Genomic DNA, 22,161 nt, shown 5'->3' with positions numbered 1-22,161 from the left:
CCGTCCATGATTAACTCGGATCATCCTACGGATCTGCCGGCACCTGAGCAGCACGCCGTCGAGCGAATCGTGGCGGAAGGCCCAAGGGGCGCCCTGGTGCTTGCCGGCATCGCCACCGTTTGCGTCGTGGCGATGTGGTTCGCCTTCTACCTCATGGTCTTCCTGCCACGCGGAGCGCTGCAATGAGCGCGCAGGAGAGCCATGACAGCGCCGACGTCGCGGCCCGCGTCGAGCGGCGCTGGGCGACCATCTCGGTCATCATCATCGTGGTGATGGCAATTGTGGCCGCCTTTGCCGGAATTCACCAGGTCACCATGCCGCAAGCCCGCGTCGAGATCGTCGATCCCTCGCGGTTACATCTGTCCGGCGAGTTCGCCGAGGCCAATCTCGGCTCGGTTGCCGAGCAGGATGGCTCGGTCACGGTGCGCGCGATCGGACAGCAATATTCCTTCACCCCGGCCTGCATCCTGGTGCCGGCCGCCACTCCGATCACGCTCCGCGCCACCAGCGCCGACGTGATCCACGGCATCATCGTCCAGGGCACCAACATCAACACGATGCTTGTGCCGGGCTATGTCTCAAACCAGGCGATGCGATTCGACAAGACCGGCGATTACGTGATGCCGTGCCAGGAGTTTTGTAGCTTCGGCCATGAGGGCATGTGGGGCAAGGTGAGGGTGATCGACAAGGCGGACTTCGCGGCACGGGCGAAAAACGGCGGGAGGCTGAGCTGTGTTGGCGAATAGGAAGTTGATTCTGGCGCACTTCTGGCTGGCCTTTGTGGTGTTCGGGCTCGCGCTCGTGCTCGGGGCCTGGCAGATGTTCATCCGCAGCCCCTTGCACACCTGGCTCAGCAATCCCGAATGGTACTACCGCTCGCTCACCGCGCACGGCACGGTCATGGGCTACGTGTTTCCCACGCTCGTTGCCATGGGGTTCGGCTATGCGATCAGCGAGTCGGCGCTCGATCAGCGTCTCGTCGGCGTGCGCTGGGCCTGGGTTGGATTTTCGCTCGTCGTGCTGGGCGCCGTCATGGCGATGGTGCCCGTCTCGCTGGGCTGGGCCTCAGTCCTCTACACCTTCTATCCGCCGCTGATCGGCAGCCCCTTCTACTATATCGGCGTCGTCCTCGTGGTCGTCGGCTCCTGGATCTGGGTCGCGCTGATGTCGGTCAATCTGTATGTCTGGAAGCAGGCGCATCCCGGCGAGCCGGTGCCGCTCGCTATGTTTGCCAATGTCGCGGGCTCCTATCTCTGGGCCTGGACGGCGGTTGGCGCGGCGCTCGAACTCTTGCTGCAGATCATTCCGGTCGCGCTTGGCCTTAAGAGCACGATCGATGCCGGCCTCGCGCGCGTGTTCTTCTCCTGGACGCTGCACGCCATCGTCTATTTCTGGCTGATCCCGAGCTACATCGCCTATTACACGATCCTGCCGCGCGCCATCGGCGGCAAGCTCTACAGCGACACCATGGCGCGAATCGCCTTCATCCTGTTCCTGGTGGTGGCGATGCCGATCGGCATCCACCACACCTTTGCCGATCCGCAGGTCGGCGCAGGGTTCAAGTTTGTCCACTCCGCCTTCACCGCGCTGGTCGCGGTGCCGACCCTGCTCACGGTCTTCACGATCTGCGCGTCGGTCGAGATCGCAGCGCGTTTACGCGGCGGCCACGGTCTTTTCGGCTGGATCGCAGCCCTGCCGTGGCAAAATCCGATCATGCTCGCAGGGACCTTCTCCTTCATCATGCTGGGTTTTGGCGGAGCGGGCGGGCTCATCAACATGAGCTACCAGCTCGACAGTGCCATACACAATACGCAGTGGATCACCGGGCACTTCCACCTGATCTTCGGCGGCGCCATCGTGATCATGTATTTCGCGATCGCCTATGACCTGTGGCCGCATCTCACTGGTCGCGAACTGCCGAGCCTGCGGCTGATGCGCACCCAGCTCTGGCTGTGGTTCATCGGCATGATTGTCACGACGTTCCCATGGCACTGGGTCGGCATCCTCGGAATGCCCCGGCGCATGGCCTATTACGATTACACCAGCCCCGCGCTCGCGGCGGACGCTGTGCCGGTGGAGGTGTCGACGCTCGGGGCTGCTATCCTGTTGATTTCCGGGCTGCTGTTTCTGTTCATCCTGGCCCGTGCACAAGCCGAGCCCGCTACTGATGTCCCGCCGTACCGCTTCAGCGAAGCCGTGCATCCGCCGGCCAGCGTACCGCTCGCGCTCAACAGCCACGGGCTTTGGATCGCACTGATGATCGGGTTGACCATCGCCAATTACGGCTATCCTATCGCCGTGCTCACGGCACGATCAGACAGCTCGGTTCCGGCCGTTTATGTCGGAGCACAGCGATGAGCACGCGCGAGCTGTTCACGTTCCGCAATCCCCATTTCACCGTGAGCGTCGCTGTCACGGTTGGCCTGTTGCTGGTGACCGCGCTCGTCGGCTTCATCGTGTTGCCCTTTGCCCAGCGTCACGAGACCTTTGCCGGCGTTTGGGATGCCATATGCAGCGCCGCCGGAAATCCGCGCGTCACGCAGCAGGGTGAAGCGGCACCGCCGCCTGCGAAGACGTCGGAGGCGGTACTCACCTCGACCACGCTGGCGCATCCGAGCCAGCAATCGATCGGCCGTGGTGCCACGCTGGCACAGCGCTGCGCCATCTGTCACGGCCCGACCGGGATCAGCCGCGCGGATTCGCCCAATCTCGCCGGCCAATATGCCAGCGTCATCTACAAGCAGCTGCTCGACTTCCGCTCCGGCGCGCGCACCAATGCAGTGATGTCGCCGTTCGCGACCAATCTGTCCGACCAGGACATCGCCGATCTCGCCGCCTACTACGCCTATCTGCCGCGCCTGCCGGCCTATCATCCGGAAGTGCAGCTGCCGCCGACGCGGATCGTGGTCTATGGCGCGCCGCTGCGCGGGATCGCGCCGTGCGGAGCCTGCCATGGCAGCCTGGACAACAAGACTGGAAGTCCGTGGCTGGAGGGGCAGTCGGCGGCCTACATCAAGGCCCAGCTGCAAGCCTTCGCCTCCGGCCAGCGACACAATGACATCAGCGAGCAGATGCGCAACATCGCGCGCGCGATGACGCCGGATGAGATCGAGGAGGCCGCCAATTATTACGCCTCGCAGCCGCCCGAGGCCATCCAGCGGGCAGATTGACGGCCCGCGTCGTCCCGCGATGCGATCAGCTCCGCCTTGCGAAGCCAGCGGCGCCCCGGTCTGGTCAGACGGAACGCGCCGCGCAAAATCGTCTCGGGAGTCCCGCGGCGCGCGTCGGCGTCGACAAGCACGATAGCCGCCTGGCATGCTCAACCCAAAACGGCCAGACGCCAATGACGCTCATTAAGCCTTGGAGGAGACCTCCAGGTAGACGATGTTGCCTGGCGTGTCCCGGTAGGTTCTGAACCGCTTCAGCTTGCGCGAAACCGCCAGCCGTTCCAAGTCCAGTTCGCCCCGGTAAACAACGCTCCAGTCCATTACGCCCTCCATATAGCCGCGGGCGTAGGTCTCCGGCGCGTAGTTGCCGATGATGAGCCGGCCGCCGGGGTTGAGCCGTGCGACGAGGCGCTGGATCAAGTCGGACGCCTCGGCGTCGCCGAGCTGATTGATCAGGGTGGCCGAATAGATCAGGTCAAAGCCGAGGCCGCTGTGCTGGCGGACGAAATGCCAGACCGGTTGCTGCAGAGGGACGATGTTGACATCAGGATTGGCGTTGACGGCCTCGCGCAGCGACGCATTATCTGCGTCAAGCGCAAAGATCTGGAAATCGCGCTGGTCGAGCAGGCGGCGCGCGGTATCGAGTTCGCGCAAGTAGCTGTTTGCAACCGACAATATGCGCGCCTTCCGTGTGGCTCGCACGGTCTGCGCAATTGCGTTGGCGAGGCGGTCGCGCCTCCGCGCGACGCTTTGCGCTACTCGCAGACTGGTCGTGACGAAGTGGACGGCTTCGCCGATCTCGCTCAAGGCGAGGTAACGCGGACGATAGATATAATCGAGCATAGGGCCGTCTGCCCCTTGCCCTTGCGTCTTGAAGAAGCCCCGGGCCGTGAAGGGATCCTCGAGCAGGAGGCGGTGGAGCGGGTGGCGCTGGCAGTGGGTGCGAAATTCGGCGAGGCGATTGGACGCCGCAGCTGCGTCATAGAACTTCGCCAATGAACGCATGAGCTCGTCGACGATGGTAACGCAGGCCACGCTGCTCAGCCGCGCAAAATAGCCGTCGAGCGTCTCACCAAGCGCCTGGATATGGTCGATCGAGGTCATCCTGGCCAAGTGTCCCGTTGGCTTCCCTTCCGGTGCTTCCTCAGGAGCCTAGGAAGCAGACCATCCGAACCGACGCAAAGCCGCGGAGATCGATGCGCGGGGCATGACATGTTGGGGTTGTGAGACGCGGCGCGGCATCCGCGGCTAGCCGCTCGAGTTGTTAGCGCGCCTCCGCGAGGAGACACGGAATCTTCGGCTGAGCGAAGCCCTGCTTCGCTCGCTACGCCGCGTCATGCAGGTCCGTAGAATACACAAGGCCCGGTGTGCCTAGGAGACCGGGCCTCGCGATTTTTTCCCCTGCCGCATTGGCGAAGTGACGTAGTCTGTGATGCGCCTGTGTTGATACGGCAAGCGCGCGCTGTTGCCAACGCCGGATGACTACGGGGCCGGGGAACTCGCGTAGCCGCGCGCCGGCGGCGCCTAAGCGCTTAGACTAAAGCCACGGGTAAACGTGTGATGCGAAGGCGGATTAGCGTCAGCGTGACCCGCCCAAGCTCACCCCCGCGGCGACCGCCGTCGTTTCACCGCGTGCCGTCGCGGCGTTCGTGCAACCCGCACCCGCAGCCGGCTTGTGGCCTCGCGCCGCGGCTTGCTTGCTTGCGGGCCACGCGCGAGTTCCGTCAGCATGCGCAGCGCTTCCACCACGCTGCGCTGGCGCACGGCGGTCCGGCCGATGGCGCCAAAGCGGTGCTCGCGATGGGCGATCCGGCCATCGCGAGCGGCGACTGCGAAATGGACGAGGCCGACGGGCTTACCCGGAACGGCGCCGCCTGGGCCGGCGATGCCGGTGATGGCGACCGCGAGGTCGACATCGGCACGTTCGAGCGCACCGACCGCCATTTGCGTCGCGGTCTCCTTGCTCACCGCGCCGAAGGTCGTGAGCGTCGAGGCCTCGACGCCGAGCATCGCGCGCTTGGCCTCATTGGAATAGGTCACATAACCGCGGTCGATGACGTCGGAGGAGCCGGGGATATCGGTAAGAGCGCCCGCGACCAGGCCGCCGGTGCAGGATTCCGCGGTCGCAATGGTCAGCTTGCGCATCCGGCACAGGTCGAGCAGCGATCGGGCCAGGGCGCGGGCGTCGCTGCCGCTCATGGTTCATACACTCCAGGGCAAGCGGATGGTGGCGCTGGCGGTCGCCGCGATACCTTCCTCACGGCCGGTGAAGCCGAGGCGCTCGGAGGTTGTCGCCTTCACGGCGATGCGTGAGATGTCGAGGCCTGATATCTCCGCGATCCGCGCCCGCATGGTGTCGCGCAGCGGGCCGATCTTCGGTCGCTCGCAGATCAAGGTCACCTCGAGATTGGCGATGCGGCCGCCGCGGGTGGCGACGCGCTCGACCGCATATTTCAGGAACTGGTCGGAGGAGGCGCCCTTCCACTTGGCGTCGCTCGGCGGGAAATGCGAGCCGATGTCGCCGTCGGCGAGCGCGCCGAGGATGGCATCGACCAGTGCATGTAGGCCGACGTCGCCGTCGGAGTGAGCCAGGAAGCCCTTGGCGTGCGGCACACGGACGCCGCAGATCATGACGTGGTCGCCTTCGCCGAAGGCGTGCACGTCATAGCCGGTGCCGGTCCTGATGTCGCCGAGCAGGCTCGCCAGCCGCGCCTCCTCGCGGACGAAATCTTCGGGAGTCGTAAGCTTCATGTTCAGAGCATCGCCTTCAAAGGTCGCAACGGTCAATCCCGTCCACTCGGCGAGCGCCGCATCGTCTGTAAAATCCGACCTGCCATCGCGCGCGGCGCGGCGATGGGCCTCCAGGATGACATCATAGCGGAAGGCCTGCGGTGTCTGTGCGATTCGCAGGCGCGCGCGCTCCGGTGTATCCGCGACATTGCCATCCGCATCGACGAGCTTGATGGTGTCGGTAACCGCAACCGTAGGGATCGCGGCACCCGTGCGGCTCGCCGCATCGATCGCACGCGAGATCAGCCCCTCCGAGACAAAGGGCCGCGCGGCGTCATGGATCAGGACGATATCCGGCTTCTCGCCGACCAGTGCTTCGAGACCGGCATGGACTGACGCCTGCCGCGTCGCGCCGCCATTCGCGGGCGGCTGATGGCGCAGCCCGGCGCAAGCGGTGTTGAACATCGCGGCATCCTCGGGATGAAGCACGGGCTGCACGACAGAAACTTGTGGATGCGTGCAGAACGGCTGCATGGCGCGGAATATCACGGTCTGTCCGCCGACGACGCGGTATTGTTTCGGGCCGCCGCTTCCTGCGCGAAGGCCGCGGCCGGCTGCGACGAGGATGGCGGCAGTCCGTTCAGATTTTACCATGCGACTCAAATACGGTGATTGCGATCAAGTAGAGGGATTGCCTGATGTCCGATCAGGCCGGCAGCCCTTATCACGATCACGGGCGGAACGAAAAGGAGAGGGAATAGCTAAGCACTGGCAGTAAAGAGCAGGGCTGTTATTGCTGCACTGCACTTGCATGCTTGCAAGAATTGTCTAAAGTGTAGGCATGCAACTTGACTGCACAAGAATTGTGCGCAAAATGGGAGCGACTGGCAGTCGCGATGATGCGGCTGCTTCCCAAGAGATGAGACATCCGTGAACGGCCCGGACTCCTCCCCAGTTAAATCATTGAAGATAGGCGATATTCAGCTCGCCAACCGGGTCCTTCTTGCGCCCATGTCGGGCATTACCGACGCACCGTTCCGCCGCCTGGTGGCCAGACTAGGAGCGGGGCTGGTGGTTTCAGAAATGACCGCAAGCGACGATCTGGCCCACGGCCGCCCCATCTCCCGGTTGCGCTGCGAAGCGGCTGGAGTCGGCCCGCATGTTGTGCAGCTCGCGGGCTGTGAGGCCCGGTGGATGCGGGAAGGCGTGCGAGTCGCGGAGGAAGCGGGCGCCGACATCATCGACATCAACATGGGCTGCCCGGCCCGCCATGTCACCGGCGGACAGTCAGGCTCCGCCTTGATGCGAGATCTCGACCATGCCCTGACCCTGATCGATGCGACCGTCGAGGCTGCGCATGTTCCGGTGACGCTGAAGATGCGGCTCGGCTGGGACGACCGCTCGCGCAATGCGCCAGAGCTTGCCCGCCGCGCCGAAGCTGCAGGTGTTGCAATGATCACCGTGCACGGCCGCACACGACAGCAGTTCTACAAGGGTGAAGCCGATTGGAGCGCCGTACGTACCGTCCGCGAGGCGATTTCGATCCCGCTCGTCGTCAATGGCGACATCACCTCCTTCGAAACCGCGGTGACGGCGCTTGCGGCGTCCGGTGCCGATGCCGTGATGATCGGCCGCGGTGCGCAGGGCGCGCCCTGGCTGCCCGGCCAGATCGGACGCCAGCTTGCGGGCGGGGCGGCCGAGGCGCTGCCGTCGCTTTCGCAGCAGCTCCATGATCTGCGCGCGCTCTATGACGAGGTATGTCGGCACTATGGCTTGCGGATCGGGCTTCGCCATGCGCGCAAGCATTTGTCCTGGGCGCTCGACGTCGCCGCTGGCTGCGCGCACGCGCCGGCCGAGCAACTGAAGACGTGGCGGGCGAAGATTCTGACTTCGGACGATCCGCGCCAGGTGCACAGCGCCTTAACCGAAGCATTTGACGACTTTGCATGGAGTGCTGCTGCATGACGTCAGCCGCCGAACATCGCAAAACGCGGCCATCGGACGCCGATGCCATCCTCAACGCGCTGCCCAACCCGGTGATCCTGATCGGCCCCGACGGCAAGATCGTCGATGCCAACAATGCAGCGGAGGCGTTTTTCGAGATTTCCACCCAGTTCCTGCAGCGCCAGCAACTGAAGGAGCTGGTGCCATTCGGCAGCCCGCTGCTGGCCCTGATCGACCAGGTGCGCACTAGCAATGCGCCGGTCAATGAATACAAGGTCGATCTCGGCACGCCGCGCATGGGCGCCGATCGCCAGGTCGACCTGCATGTCGCCCCGCTCACGGAGCGACCGGGCCATATCGTCGTGATGCTGCAGGAGCGCACCATCGCCGACAAGATGGATCGCCAGCTCACCCATCGCAGCGCCGCCCGTTCAGTCATTGCGCTCGCCGCGATGCTCGCGCACGAGATCAAGAACCCGCTGTCCGGCATCCGCGGCGCAGCCCAGCTTCTGGAGCAGCAGGCCTCCTCCGAGGACCGCATGCTGACCCGGCTCATCTGCGACGAAGCCGATCGCATCGTCACCCTCGTGGACCGCATGGAGGTGTTTGGCGACGACCGCCCGGTGGCGCGCGGGCCGGTCAACATCCATTCCGTGCTCGACCACGTCAAACGGCTCGCGCAATCTGGCTTCGCGCGCAATGTGCGCTTTGTCGAGGATTACGATCCTTCACTGCCGCCGGTGCTCGCAAACCAGGACCAACTGATTCAGGTGTTCCTGAACCTGGTGAAGAACGCGGCCGAGGCCGTGGTCGATCTCGGGAGCGACGCCGAGATCCAGCTCACCACGGCGTTCCGCCCCGGCGTGCGACTCTCGGTGCCGGGCAAGAAGTCGCGTGTCTCCTTGCCGTTGGAATTCTGTGTCAAGGACAACGGCCCGGGCGTGCCCGAAGATTTGATGCCGAACCTGTTCGATCCCTTCGTCACGACCAAGCAGACAGGCAGCGGCCTCGGCCTTGCACTGGTCGCCAAGATCGTCGGCGATCACGGCGGCATCATCGAATGCGAGTCACAGCCGCGCAAGACCACCTTCCGGGTGTTGATGCCCATATTCAACAGCGCCAAGCATCCGGACGCACCCCATACAGATCCAAGCCATCGCGATGTCGTCTCGGGGACGCCGTTGCATGCCTCACAGGAACGATGAGGAATGAATATGCCTGCAGGTAGCATTCTTGTCGCCGATGACGATACCGCGATCCGGACGGTACTCAATCAAGCCCTGTCGCGCGCCGGCTACGAAGTGCGCCTCACCGGCAATGCCGCGACCCTGTGGCGCTGGGTCAGCCAGGGGGAGGGCGACCTCGTCATCACCGACGTGGTGATGCCTGATGAGAACGCCTTCGATCTCCTGCCGCGCATCAAGAAGATGCGCCCCAATCTGCCCGTCATCGTCATGAGTGCGCAGAATACCTTCATGACGGCGATCCGCGCCTCCGAGCGCGGGGCCTATGAGTATCTGCCAAAGCCCTTCGACCTGAAGGAACTGATCGCGATCGTCGGCCGGGCGCTCGCCGAGCCGAAGGAGCGCACGGCGAGCGCTCCCGACGAGCAGGAGTTCGAATCGATCCCGCTGGTCGGCCGCTCGCCGGCGATGCAGGAAATCTACCGGGTACTGGCGCGGCTGATGCAGACCGACCTCACGGTGATGATCTCCGGCGAGTCCGGCACCGGCAAGGAGTTGGTGGCGCGCGCGCTGCACGATTACGGCAAGCGCCGCAATGGTCCCTTCGTCGCAGTCAATATGGCCGCGATCCCGCGCGACCTCATTGAGTCCGAACTGTTCGGCCATGAGCGCGGCGCCTTCACCGGCGCCAACACTCGCGCCTCCGGCCGTTTCGAGCAGGCCGAGGGCGGCACCCTGTTCCTGGACGAGATCGGCGACATGCCGATGGAGGCCCAGACCCGGCTTTTGCGCGTGCTGCAGCAGGGCGAATACACCACCGTCGGCGGCCGCACCCCGATCAAGACCGACGTGCGAATCGTCGCCGCCTCCAACAAGGACCTTCGTATCCTGATCCAGCAGGGCCTGTTCCGCGAAGACCTGTTCTTCCGTCTCAACGTGGTTCCCTTGAGGCTGCCGCCGCTGCGCGAGCGCATCGAGGACCTGCCCGACCTTGTCAGGCATTTCTTCGCGCTGGCCGAGAAGGACGGGTTGCCGCCGAAGAAGCTGGATGCCATGGCGCTGGAGCGGTTGAAGCAGCATCGCTGGCCGGGCAATGTGCGCGAGCTCGAGAACCTCGCCCGCCGTCTCGCTGCGCTCTATCCACAGGACATCATCACAGCCTCTGTCATCGACGGCGAACTGGCCCCGCCGGCCGTGACGCCCGGCGGGGTCGTGCATCACGGCATCGACAATCTGGGCGGAGCTGTCGAAGCCTATCTGTCCTCGCACTTCCAGGGCTTCCCGAACGGCGTGCCGCCGCCCGGCCTCTATCACCGCATCCTGAAGGAGATCGAGGTACCGCTGCTCACAGCCGCGCTCGCCGCCACCCGCGGCAACCAGATCCGTGCCGCCGACCTGCTCGGCCTGAACCGCAACACGCTGCGCAAGAAGATCCGCGACCTCGATATTCAGGTCTATCGCAGCGGCAGCTAGCAGCGGGCTTGCAGTTTCGTCGCTAGTTCTTGCCGGTGACGCCGGGCGTCGATCCGCCATATTGCGATGATCCGGTCCCGCTCAACGTCGTGGGACCGCCGGCCGTGCCGTTCGGATTGCTGGTGGCGGCTGAGTGATAGTGGTGGTGGTGCCGGTGCGCGGCGCTGGCGGGTACCGATGTGGCTGCGAGCACGAGGGCCGCGATGGTGATTGCCGTAAGCCTCATTGTCATCCTCTTTCGATTGGAACGCCCAGGGTCAATTGGATAGCGTGGGCCATTGTTCCGGCCGCACGTGCTTGAGGGCCCATCGGCGGTCCGCCTGTTCCGGATCGCGCTCAAAATTATTTTTCCAGAATCATCATTTGATACAGACAACGGCTGGATTGATCCGCACGCTCCGATCGGCATTGAGGGACTGTCCAATGGATATGGTGGAGCGTTGCTTCTTCGTCGCGACCGCGACGAGCTTTTTGGTCTTGATCGCCGCGACCACCTGGTACGGCATGCTAACCTTGTGAAGGCGTGCGGGTCGCGTGCTTTCCTGGACCGCAGGCAGGCCGTTGCTGGTGCCCGTTGCGGGAGCGCAAAGCCGGTCTCGTGGCTTGCCTGAACCGATCCGCCCCGCCATGTTCGGCGGCTACGGGCGCCAGGGTTGCCCGATACGCTCGAAGGGGTGCGCAGGGACTTTGATGGCCGACATCCAGACGTTCATCGTGAAGCCCCGGACATCGGAACTGGCCATCTGCGCACGTTGGCGCGCGGATACGTTTCCCGTGCTGGAAGCGTCCTTCGAGCAGGAATTGCGGTCGCTGGAGCTGTTTGCTTCCGATCAGAGCCATGGGGTCGCGCTGATCGCCAAGGTTGGTGATGAGCCGATCGGAACCTGTCTTCTGGCCGAGTCGGAGATCGAGCCCAACCATGATTTGTCGCCGTGGTTGGTAGGCTTGTTTGTGGTTCCGGAGTATCGGCGACGGGGTGCAGGTGCCGTATTGGTCCGAGCCATTGAGGATCAGGCGCGCCAGCGAGGCGTCACGCGGTTGCACCTCTACACAAGCGCTGCGGAGGGGTTTTATTCGAAGCTCGGCTGGGCCACGCTCGACCGCACCAACTGGAAGGGCTTCGAGACGGCGCTGATGGCGCGCGAACTCTAGGAACTGGCGAGGAGGGCTCTTTGGCCCGCACGTCATTCGGCGTCCTGCCTGTGGATGCGCATTTCCCGGGCGACGGCGCCTCGGAATAGTCGCATTTCGGCAACAATGTGATATGAATGCATCAGTCCGCAACGCCGGACTTGGCCCGATTCAGCATCACACCTTGCCGGAATGACCAGCGCAGAGGCAGCACCCGCACCGTTCGATCCGTCGTTGGCTGAGCCGAAGGGGAAGACCCTGCGGCGGCTGCTCGCGCCTTTTGCCGTCGGCATTGCGCTGTTGTCGGCCTTCCTGACCTTCATGGTCCTGACCGGCCTGACGCGGATCCCCCCGACGCCCCCGGTGGTGCGGTCCTTCTACCTGATCAATGTGGCGACCATCCTGCTCTTGGTCGGCATCATCGTGCGCGAAGTCTGGCAGATGGTGCTGGCCAGGCGCCGCGGTCGGGCGGCGGCGCGCCTGCACATCCAGGTGGTCGGCCTGTTCTCGGTTATCGCGGTCTTGCCGGCGGTGCTGGTTGCGATCATCGCCAATGTCACCATCGACCGCGGTCTCGACCGGCTGTTCTCCGGCCCGACCCGGGAGGTGATTCAGAACTCGCTGACGATTTCGCGCGCCTATGTGCAGGAGCACGCCCAGCTCATTCGCGGCGATATTCTGGGGATGGCGGTCGACGTCAGCCACGCGCAACCGCTCTACTACCAGGACCGGGGCTCGTTTAAGCAGTTGCTGACCGCCAGCGCCGCTGCGCGCAATCTGCCGGGCGCCATGATCATGGACAAGGACGCGACGCCGCTGGAGACGGCCGACACCGGCGCTCGCGCGTCCTATTCGCCGCCGTCGCCCGACTTCCTGAAGAATGTCAACGAGGACGAGCCGGAAATCGCGGTGCTGCCTGATTCGAATTCGGTCGCGGCCGTGATCCGGCTAAAGGCCTTCACCGACACGTTCCTCTACGTGGAGCGCGCGCTCGATCCGCGGGTGGTCGACCAGCTCAAGCAGACCGAGGCCAGTGTCGCCGGCTATACCGAGATGGAATCGCAGCGGCTCGGCATCCAGGTTGCCTTCGCGTTGATGTTCGCGGTGATCGCGCTCACCATCCTGATGGCCTCGGTGCTGCTTGGCCTGAACTTCGCGAATCGCCTGGTGGCGCCGATCCGAAGGCTGATGAACGCCGCCAATCTCGTCTCCACCGGCGACCTCAAGGTGCAGGTCCCCGTCATGAGATCGGAGGGCGATCTCGCCCAGTTAGGCGAGACCTTCAACAAGATGACGCAGGAACTACGCACCCAGCGCGACGAGCTAGTCAGCGCCTCCGAGCTGATCGACAGCCGCCGTCGCTTTATCGAGGCGGTGCTGTCCTCGGCGTCCGCCGGCATCATCGGAGTCGACGGCTCCGGCTCGATCGGCATTCTCAACCGCTCGGCGGAAAAGCTGATCGGACATGCGGAGTCAGAAACTCTGGACCATCCGCTCTCCGACGTGCTGCCCGAACTCGACGAGATGATGAAGAATGCGCGCGAGGGCAACCAGCGGCTGGTGCAGGGGCAGGTGACCATCCTGCGCGACGGCAATGAGCGCAATCTCTCAGTCCGCGTCAGCGCCGAGAAGACCAGCGAGGCGACGCGCGACAGCTACATCATCACGCTCGACGACATCACCGATCTGGTTTCGGCGCAGCGCACCTCCGCCTGGGGCGACGTCGCGCGCCGCATCGCGCATGAGATCAAGAATCCGCTGACTCCGATCCAGCTTTCGGCCGAGCGCATCCGCCGTAAATTCGGCAAGGTCATCACCGAGGACAAGGCGATATTCGACCAGTGCACCGACACCATCGTGCGCCAGGTCGACGATATCAGGCGGATGGTGGACGAGTTCTCGCGTTTCGCGCGCATGCCCAAACCCGTGATCGAAGGCGAAGACGTTGCCGACACCGTGCGGCAGGCGGTGTTCCTGATGAAGGTCGCCCATCCCGAGATCGATATCGAGGCCGATATCAAGGAGGATCCGCTGCGGGCGCAGTTCGACCGCCGCCTGATCTCGCAGGCGCTGACCAACATCATCAAGAACGCGACCGAAGCCATCGAGGCCGTGCCAACGGAGGAATTGGGCAAGGGGCGTATTGATGTCGTTGCCCAGCGCGAGAACGCGGAGATCATCATCGACGTCGTCGATAACGGCATCGGGCTGCCGAAGGTGGCCCGGCAGCGACTGCTCGAGCCCTACGTGACCACGCGCGCCAAGGGCACCGGCCTTGGGCTCGCCATCGTGGGCCGCGTGCTTGAGGACCATGGCGGGCGCATCGAGTTGAAGGACGCTGCCGACTTCCGCGCCGGGCAGCGCGGTGCCTGGATGCGGCTGCGCTTTGCGGTCTCCGGGCATGCCAAGGTCGACGGCCAGAAGACAGAGGCGCCAAAGGCCGACCCGAAGGAGCAAGGGGCGGGCGGCAGTCCGGCGGCAAACGAGACAAAGGTGGCAGGCGAGGCAAAACAGGCGCCGGCAGGGCAAACCCCTGACACGGCTCAGACGACCAACAGTGACACAGAAATTCAGAACACAACCAACAAAGACACGAAAACCGAAGCCGCAACAGGCAGCTGAAGCAGGGCGGAGCCATGGCAAGTGATATTCTGATCGTCGATGACGAAGCCGATATTCGCGAACTGGTTGCGGGTATTCTGGATGACGAGGGGTTTTCGACCCGCACGGCGCGCGATAGCGACACCGCGCTTGCCGAGATCGCCAACCGCCGGCCGCATCTGGTCTTCCTCGACATCTGGCTGCAGGGCTCCAAGCTCGACGGATTGCAGCTCCTGGAGCAGGTCAAGCGCGACCATCCCGACCTGCCCGTGGTGATGATTTCCGGTCACGGCAACATCGAAACCGCGGTGGCGGCGATCAAGCGCGGCGCCTATGACTTCATCGAAAAGCCGTTCAAGTCCGACCGCCTGATCCTGGTGGCGACGCGGGCGCTGGAAACCTCACGGCTGAAGCGGGAGGTGCGCGAGCTGAAGCAGCTGGCGCCGACCGCGAGCACGCTGACCGGTCACTCGCCCTGCATGAATCAACTGCGCCAGACCATCGAGCGGGCAGCCAAGGCCAATAGCCGCATCCTGATTGTCGGCCCCGCGGGCTCCGGGAAAGAACTGGTCGCGCGTACCCTGCACATCGCCTCCAACCGTGCCGAAGGTCCTTTCGTCGTCATCAATGCCGCCGCCATCACGCCGGAGCGGATGGAGGTCGAGCTGTTCGGCGTCGAGCAGTCCAACGGCGAGCATGCGCGCAAGACCGGTGCGTTGGAAGAAGCTCACGGCGGCACACTGTTCGTCGACGAGATCGGCGATATGCCGCGCGAAACCCAAAACAAGATCCTGCGTGTGCTGGTCGAGCAGACCTTCCAGCGCCAGGGAGGCACCAACAAGGTCGCCGTCGATGTCCGCATCATCTCCTCGACCGCGCGCAACCTGGAAGAGGAGATCGCCGCCGGCCGCTTCCGCGAGGACCTCTACCACCGGCTTTCCGTGGTACCCATCCGCGTGCCGCCGCTCTCGGAGCGGCGCGAGGATATCCCTGAACTGATTGACTATTTCATGGACCAGATCTCGGCCACCACGGGCCTCCCCAAGCGGCAGATCGGCCAGGACGCCATGGCGGTGCTGCAGTCCCATGTCTGGCCGGGCAACGTCCGGCAGCTGCGCAACAATGTCGAGCGCGTCATGATTCTCGCCGCCGGCGGACCCGAAACCATCATCACCGCCGACATGCTGCCGCAGGACGTCGGCTCCATGGTGCCGGCCATGCCCACCAGCAATAATGGCGAGCACATCATGGGCCTGCCATTGCGCGAGGCGCGTGAGGTGTTCGAGCGCGACTATCTGATCGCCCAGATCAGCCGATTCTCCGGAAATATCTCGCGCACGGCGGAGTTCGTTGGCATGGAGCGCTCGGCGCTGCACCGGAAACTGAAGGCGCTGGGGGTCGGCTAAATCCCTAAAAAGGATGCGCTTTCATGCATTTGCTTGGGAAAATTGATCTATTTTCGCGAGTTTTGCAGAGAAATGCGTCGCTTCAGGCGGCCTTGCGGTCTCAAGCGGCTTGCCTAAAAAGCGCGCCTGCCCTCTAATCGTTCGGTTCGCGCCACTGGAGGGGGACTCACGTGGCGTGGGCAGCCGGGGAAGGCTCCGTGAGAGGGCGATAACCGGCTCAATAAAGTTCAATAAAAAGACGCTACAACGGCGGGATAAAAACAATGGCGGCAGACCGCGCACAAAACCTACAAGACACCTTCCTCAATCACGTTCGTAAAACCAAAACGCCACTGACGATATTTCTGGTGAACGGAGTCAAGCTGCAGGGGATTGTTACTTGGTTCGACAATTTCTGCCTGCTGCTCCGGCGGGACGGTCACTCGCAACTTGTCTACAAGCATGCGATCTCGACCATCATGCCGGGCGCTCCCATCCAGCTATTCGAAGGCGGCGAGGATGCGCCTGCTTGAGAGAGACCTGATTGGAACCCCGAGAACGGGAACGGGGGGCTGACCGGTCGCGGTCAGCAGGGGCCAAGGAGACCGGGCGGGTGCTCGTCATCGGCCCTTACTTGCGAATGCGCCGCGGAGGGGCCGAGGCGCAAGCGGATGATCATGCCTTGCGTGACTTCGAGGCCAGACTCGATGAGGCAGCAGGCCTTGCGCGCGCCATCGATCTCAGGGTCGTCGATGCCCTGATCGCCCAAATCAGCGAGATCCGGCCGGCGACCTATCTCGGCAAGGGCAAGGTCGATGAGATCGCCGGCCTCGTCACCGCCGAAAAGGCCGAGCTCGTGGTGATGGATTGCGCTCTGTCGCCGATCCAGCAGCGCAATCTCGAGAAAACCTGGAGCACCAAGGTGCTGGACCGCACCGGCCTCATCCTGGAAATCTTCGGCCGCCGCGCCAAGACCAAGGAGGGCGCGCTGCAGGTCGAGCTCGCCCATCTCAACTACCAGCGCAGCCGCCTGGTGCGATCCTGGACCCATCTGGAGCGCCAGCGCGGCGGCTTCGGCTTCATGGGCGGCCCGGGCGAGACCCAGATCGAGGCTGACCGCCGGCTGATCGGCGACCGCATCACGCGGCTGGAAAACGAACTGAAGAAGGTGCAGGCGACGCGAAGGCTGCATCGTGAGGGGCGCAAGCGCGTGCCCTACCGCGTCGTGGCGCTGGTCGGCTACACCAATGCCGGCAAGTCCACGCTGTTCAACCGCCTGACCCGCGCTGACGTGCAGGCGGCCGATATGCTGTTCGCAACGCTGGACCCGACCCTGCGTGCGATCCATCTGCCGCATAGCGGCAAGGCGATGCTGTCCGACACCGTTGGTTTCATCTCCAATCTGCCGACCCAACTGGTGGCGGCTTTCCGCGCCACGCTGGAAGAGGTGCTGGAAGCCGACGTGATCCTGCATGTCCGCGATATTTCGCATGAAGATGCGGAGGCGCAGCAGCGCGACGTCGACGCCGTGTTGCGCCAGCTCGGCATCGATCCTTCCAGCGGGCGCATTCTCGAAGTCTGGAACAAGATCGATCGCTTCAGTTCGGAGGAGCGCGAAAAACTCGCCAATATCGCTGCGCGCCGGCCGCATGAGCATCCCTGCCTTCTGGTTTCGGCCGAAACCGGGGAGGGAGTCGACACACTGCTGTCGGCAATCGAAGACCTGCTCGCGGCAACTCGCGTGACACTTGATCTCTCCGTCGACGCCGCCGACGGTGCCGGCATCTCATGGCTGCACCGCAACTCCGAGGTCCTGAACAAGGAGCTCAACGACGGCCGCTTCGACATGACCGTGCGGGTGGACGAGAGCAAGCGCGACATCGTGATGTCGCGGTTTGATGCGGTTTTGCACGGCGCGTAACGATCGCCCCAAAGACAACGGATCGCCATCCATCACCGTCGCCCTGAGGAGGCCGCGGACCGCGGCAGTCTCTAAGGGCGCCGGCCCGCCTGTCGCAGCGTGGCCTGCATCCTTCGAGGCGCACTCCGCCTTCAGGATGACGGAGCGAGATGCGCTCCAGCGTCGCTTGGCCGGGAGGATGGGCCTTCAGTCCGTTTCGCTTCGTTCCAGAGCATGTCCATCTCATCGAGCGACGCCTCCTCGAGCGTTCGCCCGCGGCTCTCCAACGTCCGCTCGATATAGGCGAAGCGTCGCTCGAATTTCACGTTCGACGCGCGCAGCGCGCTGTCAGGATCGGCGCCGACATGGCGGGCGAGGTTGACGACGGCGAACAGGAGGTCGCCGGTCTCGGCTTCAAGCTCGTTCTTGTCGTCGGCGTCCAGTGCCGCCTCGATCTCGTCGGCCTCCTCGCGGATCTTGCTCAGGACCGCGCGCGGATCGTTCCAGTCGAAGCCGACGGTCGAGGCTTTGTTCTGCAGAGCGAGCGCACGGGCGAGCGCCGGCTGGCCGGCCTTGACACCTGCCAGCAGCGATTTGTGGGTGCTCTCTTCCGGCGGCCGGCGCGCGGCCCGCTCGGCCTTTTCCTCGGCCTTGATGCGATCCCAATTGCCCTTGACGTCGCTGGGCGTGAGCTCGCCGCTCTCGTCGCCAAAAACATGGGGGTGGCGGCGGATCATCTTCCTTGTGATCGCCTCGACCACATCGCCGAAGTCGAAGGCATCTTGCTCTTCGGCCATGCGGGCATGGAACACGACCTGCAGCAGGAGATCGCCGAGCTCTTCGCGCAGGTCGTCGAGATCGCCACGCGCGATTGTCTCCGCAACCTCATAGGCCTCCTCGACCGTGTACGGGGCGATGGTCGCAAAAGTCTGTTCCAGGTCCCAGGGACAGCCGGTCACGGGGGTGCGCAGCCTGGCCATGATGTCGAGCAGGGCGGCGATGTCGCGGGAGGGGGTCATGCGGGCCTGATCCTCGTGGGAAATTGTCTCTGTATGCCGCAAGATGCGCGACGATCCCAGTCAAACGGAGCTGATTTCCACTCTTTCGCCAGTGATGCTAAGCGGATGCCGATGAGCGATCTTTCAGCCGAAACCGCGCTGGTGCTGTTTTCCGGCGGCCAGGATTCCACCACCTGCCTTGCCTGGGCGCTGTCGCGCTTTGGGCGGGTGGAAACGCTGGGCTTTGCCTATGGGCAGCGCCATCTGATCGAGCTCGACTGCCGGGACAGGCTGCTCGAGGAGATCAAGACCGTGCGTCCGGACTGGGCGGCAAAACTCGGCGACGGCCATACACTGGAGATTCCGACGCTCGCCGCTATCTCCGAGACCGCGCTGACCCGCGAGGTCGCGATCGAAATGGGCCAGGACGGACTGCCTAACACCTTCGTGCCTGGCCGCAACCTGATCTTCCTGACCTTTGCGGCCGCGCTCGCCCATCGCCGCGGCATGACCCATATCGTCGGCGGCATGTGCGAGACCGATTATTCCGGCTATCCGGATTGCCGCGACGAGACCATCCGCGCGCTCAACGCCGCGCTCAATCTTGGCATGGCCAGGCGCTTCGAGCTGCACACCCCGCTGATGTGGCTGGACAAGGCAGCGACCTGGCGACTGGCGCTCGAACTCGGCGGTCCACACCTGGTCGACTTGATCCGCGAGCACTCCCACACCTGCTATCTCGGCGAGCGCGGCGCCCGCCACGATTGGGGCTTCGGCTGCGGCGAATGCCCGGCCTGCGCGTTGCGCGCCAAGGGCTGGCGGGAGTATGTGGCGAAGGGGTGATGCGGCCCTGTCGCAACGCGGCGAGCGCTATGCAAAATCCTCAGGTCGCAACTCGATCGGCTTGCCATGCGGCGTGCGGTCGGCGGCGTGGTCCCAGGCATCGCGATACCGATGCAGCGCTTCGAAGGAGGTCACGCCCTTTTGGGCGACCAATCGCTCCAGCGTGTTGAGCCAGTGCCGGTAATAGGTCGCGCCGGTGTCGGGATCGCCTGCGGCTTGTGCGCGCTTGATCTCGTCGGCCAGGGTTGCCGCCCATTCCGGCCAGCTGAAGACGCCGCGCTCGTGCAGGGTCAGCGCCATCGCAAAGGCATGCGCCTCCCAGGGCTCGCGGAATACGGGACCCGCTTCGTCGCGGGGAATGCTGCGCACTTCCGTGGTCGCGCGCGCCGCGGCGGACGGGTCCATCACGCCGGCTCCAGATAGGGCTCGAACGCATCGATCGAGACTTTCACTGTGGGATCGGCATCCGCGCCCCAAAGCTGGGTGCCGTCGAATACGACCGTGTAGAGCCACTGCGGATTCTCGCCCAACTCCATTGCGGCCGTGTCGGGAAATACCTGGCAGCCGTGGTCGCGCTCGATCACCCCGACATGGCCGCGCGCATAGCGCGGCAGCCGCGTGTGTGTTGCCGGGTGAATGTTCTTCGCCCGCACTTTGTCGCCCGGCTTGAACTTGGCAGGTGCGGAGGCTTCGCGACCGAACTTGCCGCGTACCATGACACGCTCGACATCGCTGACTGCGAATTTGCCGCGCTTGAGCGGTTTTGCCGGCTGCACCGCGCGTCCGGCCGCGATGTCCGCCTCGGCGACGAGGCCCTTGTCGACCAGCATGTTTTCCAGGCCCAGGAACCATTTCTTGTAATAGGAGCTCGCCAGATAGATGGCCGGCGGCAGCGTCTCGCGATAGTAGCGGGAAGTGTCGATGTTGAACGCGCCGGCGGCGCCCATGGCGCGCACCATCGCCAACACCCGCGCTTCCCAATCGGCATGAAACATCGGCTCGTTCGGCTCGGGTTCGACCTTGCCGAACCCGTCCATGCCACCCATGTCGTGCACGCCGTTCATGATGGCGCCCCCGGCGTCCTCGGGAATCCAGTGCCGATCATCGAGTCACGCGTGACCAGTTCGGCAAGCTGCTCCTCGCTGAACCCCTCGGTGCCTTTGGGCCGCATCGGCAACACCAGGAAGCGCATCTCGGCCGTCGAATCCCATACCCTGATTTCGGCTTCCTTTGGCAAGGTGACGCCAAAATCGGCGAGCACACCGCGCGGATCTTTCACCGCACGCGAGCGATAGGGCGCAGCTTTGTACCAGACCGGTGGCAGGCCCAGCAGCTCCCACGGATAGCAGGAGCACAGCGTACACACGACCATGTTGTGACGATTGGACGTGTTCTCGACCGCCACCAGATGGTCGCCGGTGCGGCTGACATGGCCGAGCGTCGCCACCGCGTTGGTGGCGTCGTCGAGCAGCGCCTGCCTGAAGGCGGGATTGATCCAGGCCCGCGCGACGACGCGGGCGCCGTTGTGTGGGCCGATATTGGTCTCATAGGCCTGGATAATGGCGTCGAGCGCACCGGGCTCGACATAACCCTTCTCGGTCAGAATTGTCTCGAGTGCGCGCACGCGCAACTCGGTCTCCGACAGTTCCGAATGGTCGTGATCGTGGTCATGGCTTGTCATGCTCCAAGGATAGGCGCAGCGCCCCAACCATGTCGAGATAGTTCGCATGCTCACGGGCACGTATTCGGTGCCGGCGTTATGGGCTAGTTTTGCCAGGAATACACACGGAAGGAGCGTTTCGTGACGAATTTTGTGACCATCGAAAAAGGGCTCGGTCCGGATGGGCGAATAGCCGTGGTGCGCTTCGACCGTGCCGATGGCATCAACGCGCTGTCGCCGGAGGCGTTGCGCCAGCTCACGGTTGCGGCGCGGTCCTTCGATGACGATGCCGACACATCCGTGGTCGTGCTGACCGGCAGCACAAAGGCATTCAGCGCAGGCTTTGACCTGAAGGATGCCGAGGGGCGCTCGCGCCGCAACATGGATATCGGCAGCTTACGACGCCACCTGAAGCTCGGCCCGAAGCTGACCCGGGCCTGGCAAGAGATGGAGCAGGTGACGGTTGCGGCTATCGAGGGATTTTGCATCGGCGGGGGCGTCGCGCTCGCCGTGGCGCTGGATTTCCGGGTGATGGCGAACGACGCCCATCTGCGGGTGCCGGAGATCGGGCTCGGCATGAACATGAGCTGGCAGAGCGTGCCGCGCATGCTGCATCTGATCGGCCCGGCCCGCACCAAGCAGGCCGTGATCCTTGCGGACGAGCGCATCGGCGCCGAGGAGGCCTATGATTGGGGCTTCGTCGAGAAGTTGGCCGAGCCGGGCAGGGCGTTCGAGACCGCGATGGCATTCGCCGAGAAGTTCGCCCGCCAGCCGCCTTTGTCGGCCGCCATGACCAAGCTGACCGTCAACCGCCTCACCTGTGCACTCGACGATCTCGCCAGCCACATGGATGTGGACCAGTTCGCCCTGGCCAGCATGACCGAGGACCACAAGGAGGGTGTCGCGGCTTTCCTGGAGCGACGCAAGCCGCGGTTCAAAGGAAAATAGGACGACGCAACCGCCCAACTCGCGCTGGCAAGAGGGGCGGGCTGCTCAAATGATCTTGAGCGGATCGATAATTGCGATCACCGAGTTGTGCCGAAAATGAGCGAGATTGTTACAGCGGAAACGGCCACTGTAATATTGCGTTGCAATCGTCGGCCTCTAAATGGGTTGTGATTTGCGAACGAGGCAGTGGCTCGCCA

Annotated in this window: 23 protein-coding genes; 15 read left to right on the top strand and 8 right to left on the bottom strand. The window is 64.1% G+C overall.

Translation table 11 applies throughout. The annotated features are described in order from the left end of the window. Positions 1–6 precede the first annotated feature (6 nt). The 4 genes from A3AI_RS0136010 to A3AI_RS0135995 are packed head-to-tail and all read left to right on the top strand — an operon-like array spanning position 7 to position 3,170. Positions 7–186 (top strand): hypothetical protein, encoded by a 180-nt coding sequence (locus A3AI_RS0136010; protein WP_024520168.1) that lies wholly within the window; start codon positions 7–9, stop codon positions 184–186. Then, positions 183–746, top strand: a complete 564-nt coding sequence (locus A3AI_RS0136005) for a cupredoxin domain-containing protein (protein WP_024520167.1) — start codon at positions 183–185, stop codon at positions 744–746. The genes A3AI_RS0136010 and A3AI_RS0136005 overlap by 4 nt, the downstream gene beginning before the upstream one ends. Next, entirely contained in the window at positions 733–2,358 is a 1,626-nt protein-coding gene (locus A3AI_RS0136000; protein ID WP_024520166.1) for a b(o/a)3-type cytochrome-c oxidase subunit 1, read from the top strand. The genes A3AI_RS0136005 and A3AI_RS0136000 overlap by 14 nt, the downstream gene beginning before the upstream one ends. Then, positions 2,355–3,170 (top strand): c-type cytochrome, encoded by an 816-nt coding sequence (locus A3AI_RS0135995; RefSeq protein ID WP_024520165.1) that lies wholly within the window; start codon positions 2,355–2,357, stop codon positions 3,168–3,170. The genes A3AI_RS0136000 and A3AI_RS0135995 overlap by 4 nt, the downstream gene beginning before the upstream one ends. A 183-nt stretch (positions 3,171–3,353) precedes the next feature. Here A3AI_RS0135995 and A3AI_RS0135985 read toward each other — a convergent pair whose 3' ends face one another. The 3 genes from A3AI_RS0135985 to A3AI_RS0135975 all read right to left on the bottom strand — a co-directional run bounded on the left by A3AI_RS0135985 (position 3,354) and on the right by A3AI_RS0135975 (position 6,551). Further along, positions 3,354–4,271, bottom strand: a complete 918-nt coding sequence (locus A3AI_RS0135985; RefSeq protein WP_024520164.1) for a class I SAM-dependent methyltransferase — start codon at positions 4,269–4,271, stop codon at positions 3,354–3,356. Between the two features lie 495 nt (positions 4,272–4,766). Continuing rightward, positions 4,767–5,366 (bottom strand): CinA family protein, encoded by a 600-nt coding sequence (locus A3AI_RS0135980; RefSeq protein ID WP_024520163.1) that lies wholly within the window; start codon positions 5,364–5,366, stop codon positions 4,767–4,769. A 3-nt stretch (positions 5,367–5,369) separates the two neighbouring features. Further along, positions 5,370–6,551, bottom strand: coding sequence for a bifunctional 2-C-methyl-D-erythritol 4-phosphate cytidylyltransferase/2-C-methyl-D-erythritol 2,4-cyclodiphosphate synthase (locus A3AI_RS0135975; RefSeq protein ID WP_024520162.1), 1,182 nt, complete (start codon positions 6,549–6,551; stop codon positions 5,370–5,372). Positions 6,552–6,908: 357 nt separating this feature from the next. Here A3AI_RS0135975 and A3AI_RS0135970 point away from each other — a divergent pair, with 357 nt between their 5' ends. The 3 genes from A3AI_RS0135970 to ntrC are packed head-to-tail and all read left to right on the top strand — an operon-like array spanning position 6,909 to position 10,498. After that, positions 6,909–7,862 (top strand): tRNA dihydrouridine synthase, encoded by a 954-nt coding sequence (locus A3AI_RS0135970; RefSeq protein WP_024520161.1) that lies wholly within the window; start codon positions 6,909–6,911, stop codon positions 7,860–7,862. After that, complete coding sequence (locus A3AI_RS0135965; RefSeq protein WP_024520160.1) at positions 7,859–9,046, top strand: two-component system sensor histidine kinase NtrB; 1,188 nt, start codon at positions 7,859–7,861, stop codon at positions 9,044–9,046. The genes A3AI_RS0135970 and A3AI_RS0135965 overlap by 4 nt, the downstream gene beginning before the upstream one ends. A 9-nt stretch (positions 9,047–9,055) precedes the next feature. Then, entirely contained in the window at positions 9,056–10,498 is a 1,443-nt protein-coding gene (gene ntrC, locus A3AI_RS0135960) for a nitrogen regulation protein NR(I) (RefSeq protein ID WP_024520159.1), read from the top strand. Between the two features lie 22 nt (positions 10,499–10,520). Here the strand turns inward: ntrC and A3AI_RS0135955 are convergent, their stop codons facing one another. Then, positions 10,521–10,724, bottom strand: coding sequence for a hypothetical protein (locus A3AI_RS0135955; protein WP_024520158.1), 204 nt, complete (start codon positions 10,722–10,724; stop codon positions 10,521–10,523). 52 nt (positions 10,725–10,776) lie between these two features. Here A3AI_RS0135955 and A3AI_RS48345 point away from each other — a divergent pair, with 52 nt between their 5' ends. From A3AI_RS48345 to hflX, 6 genes are all read left to right on the top strand, one after another. Continuing rightward, positions 10,777–11,109 (top strand): hypothetical protein, encoded by a 333-nt coding sequence (locus A3AI_RS48345; protein WP_156928103.1) that lies wholly within the window; start codon positions 10,777–10,779, stop codon positions 11,107–11,109. A 79-nt stretch (positions 11,110–11,188) separates the two neighbouring features. Further along, positions 11,189–11,650 (top strand): GNAT family N-acetyltransferase, encoded by a 462-nt coding sequence (locus A3AI_RS44155; RefSeq protein ID WP_024520157.1) that lies wholly within the window; start codon positions 11,189–11,191, stop codon positions 11,648–11,650. 171 nt (positions 11,651–11,821) lie between these two features. Continuing rightward, a complete protein-coding gene (locus tag A3AI_RS0135940) occupies positions 11,822–14,251 on the top strand; it encodes a sensor histidine kinase NtrY-like (protein WP_024520156.1) in 2,430 nt (809 codons plus the stop codon). A 14-nt stretch (positions 14,252–14,265) separates the two neighbouring features. Further along, positions 14,266–15,636, top strand: coding sequence for a nitrogen assimilation response regulator NtrX (ntrX, locus tag A3AI_RS0135935; protein WP_024520155.1), 1,371 nt, complete (start codon positions 14,266–14,268; stop codon positions 15,634–15,636). A 263-nt stretch (positions 15,637–15,899) separates the two neighbouring features. Continuing rightward, positions 15,900–16,148, top strand: a complete 249-nt coding sequence (gene hfq, locus A3AI_RS0135930; protein WP_006020546.1) for an RNA chaperone Hfq — start codon at positions 15,900–15,902, stop codon at positions 16,146–16,148. An 11-nt stretch (positions 16,149–16,159) separates the two neighbouring features. Then, positions 16,160–17,536, top strand: coding sequence for a GTPase HflX (gene hflX / locus A3AI_RS0135925; protein WP_024520154.1), 1,377 nt, complete (start codon positions 16,160–16,162; stop codon positions 17,534–17,536). 131 nt (positions 17,537–17,667) lie between these two features. Here the strand turns inward: hflX and mazG are convergent, their stop codons facing one another. Continuing rightward, on the bottom strand, positions 17,668–18,534 hold the full coding sequence (gene mazG / locus A3AI_RS0135920; RefSeq protein WP_024520153.1) for a nucleoside triphosphate pyrophosphohydrolase: 867 nt from the start codon (positions 18,532–18,534) through the stop codon (positions 17,668–17,670). A gap of 111 nt (positions 18,535–18,645) precedes the next feature. On the opposite strand from mazG, the gene queC reads away from it, so the two are divergent. Beyond that, a complete protein-coding gene (queC, locus tag A3AI_RS0135915) occupies positions 18,646–19,356 on the top strand; it encodes a 7-cyano-7-deazaguanine synthase QueC (RefSeq protein WP_024520152.1) in 711 nt (236 codons plus the stop codon). A 27-nt stretch (positions 19,357–19,383) separates the two neighbouring features. Here the strand turns inward: queC and A3AI_RS0135910 are convergent, their stop codons facing one another. The 3 genes from A3AI_RS0135910 to nthA are packed head-to-tail and all read right to left on the bottom strand — an operon-like array spanning position 19,384 to position 21,037. Continuing rightward, positions 19,384–19,761 (bottom strand): nitrile hydratase accessory protein, encoded by a 378-nt coding sequence (locus tag A3AI_RS0135910; protein ID WP_024520151.1) that lies wholly within the window; start codon positions 19,759–19,761, stop codon positions 19,384–19,386. Beyond that, positions 19,761–20,420, bottom strand: coding sequence for a nitrile hydratase subunit beta (gene nthB / locus A3AI_RS0135905; protein ID WP_024520150.1), 660 nt, complete (start codon positions 20,418–20,420; stop codon positions 19,761–19,763). The genes A3AI_RS0135910 and nthB overlap by 1 nt, the downstream gene beginning before the upstream one ends. Further along, the gene (nthA, locus tag A3AI_RS0135900; protein ID WP_024520149.1) at positions 20,417–21,037 is read right to left on the bottom strand and encodes a nitrile hydratase subunit alpha; all 621 of its coding nucleotides are present in this window, start codon (positions 21,035–21,037) and stop codon (positions 20,417–20,419) included. Before nthA ends, nthB begins: the two co-directional genes overlap by 4 nt. 120 nt (positions 21,038–21,157) lie before the next feature. Here nthA and A3AI_RS0135895 point away from each other — a divergent pair, with 120 nt between their 5' ends. After that, positions 21,158–21,964: an enoyl-CoA hydratase/isomerase family protein gene (locus A3AI_RS0135895; protein WP_024520148.1), complete on the top strand. Its 807-nt coding sequence runs from the start codon at positions 21,158–21,160 to the stop codon at positions 21,962–21,964. Positions 21,965–22,161 lie beyond the last annotated feature (197 nt).

The sequence above is a fragment of the Bradyrhizobium sp. Tv2a-2 genome, assembly GCF_000472425.1.
GTDB lineage: Bacteria > Pseudomonadota > Alphaproteobacteria > Rhizobiales > Xanthobacteraceae > Bradyrhizobium.
The sequence above is the reverse complement of the archived record's forward strand: the minus strand, read 5'-3'. Positions and strand labels throughout refer to the sequence as shown.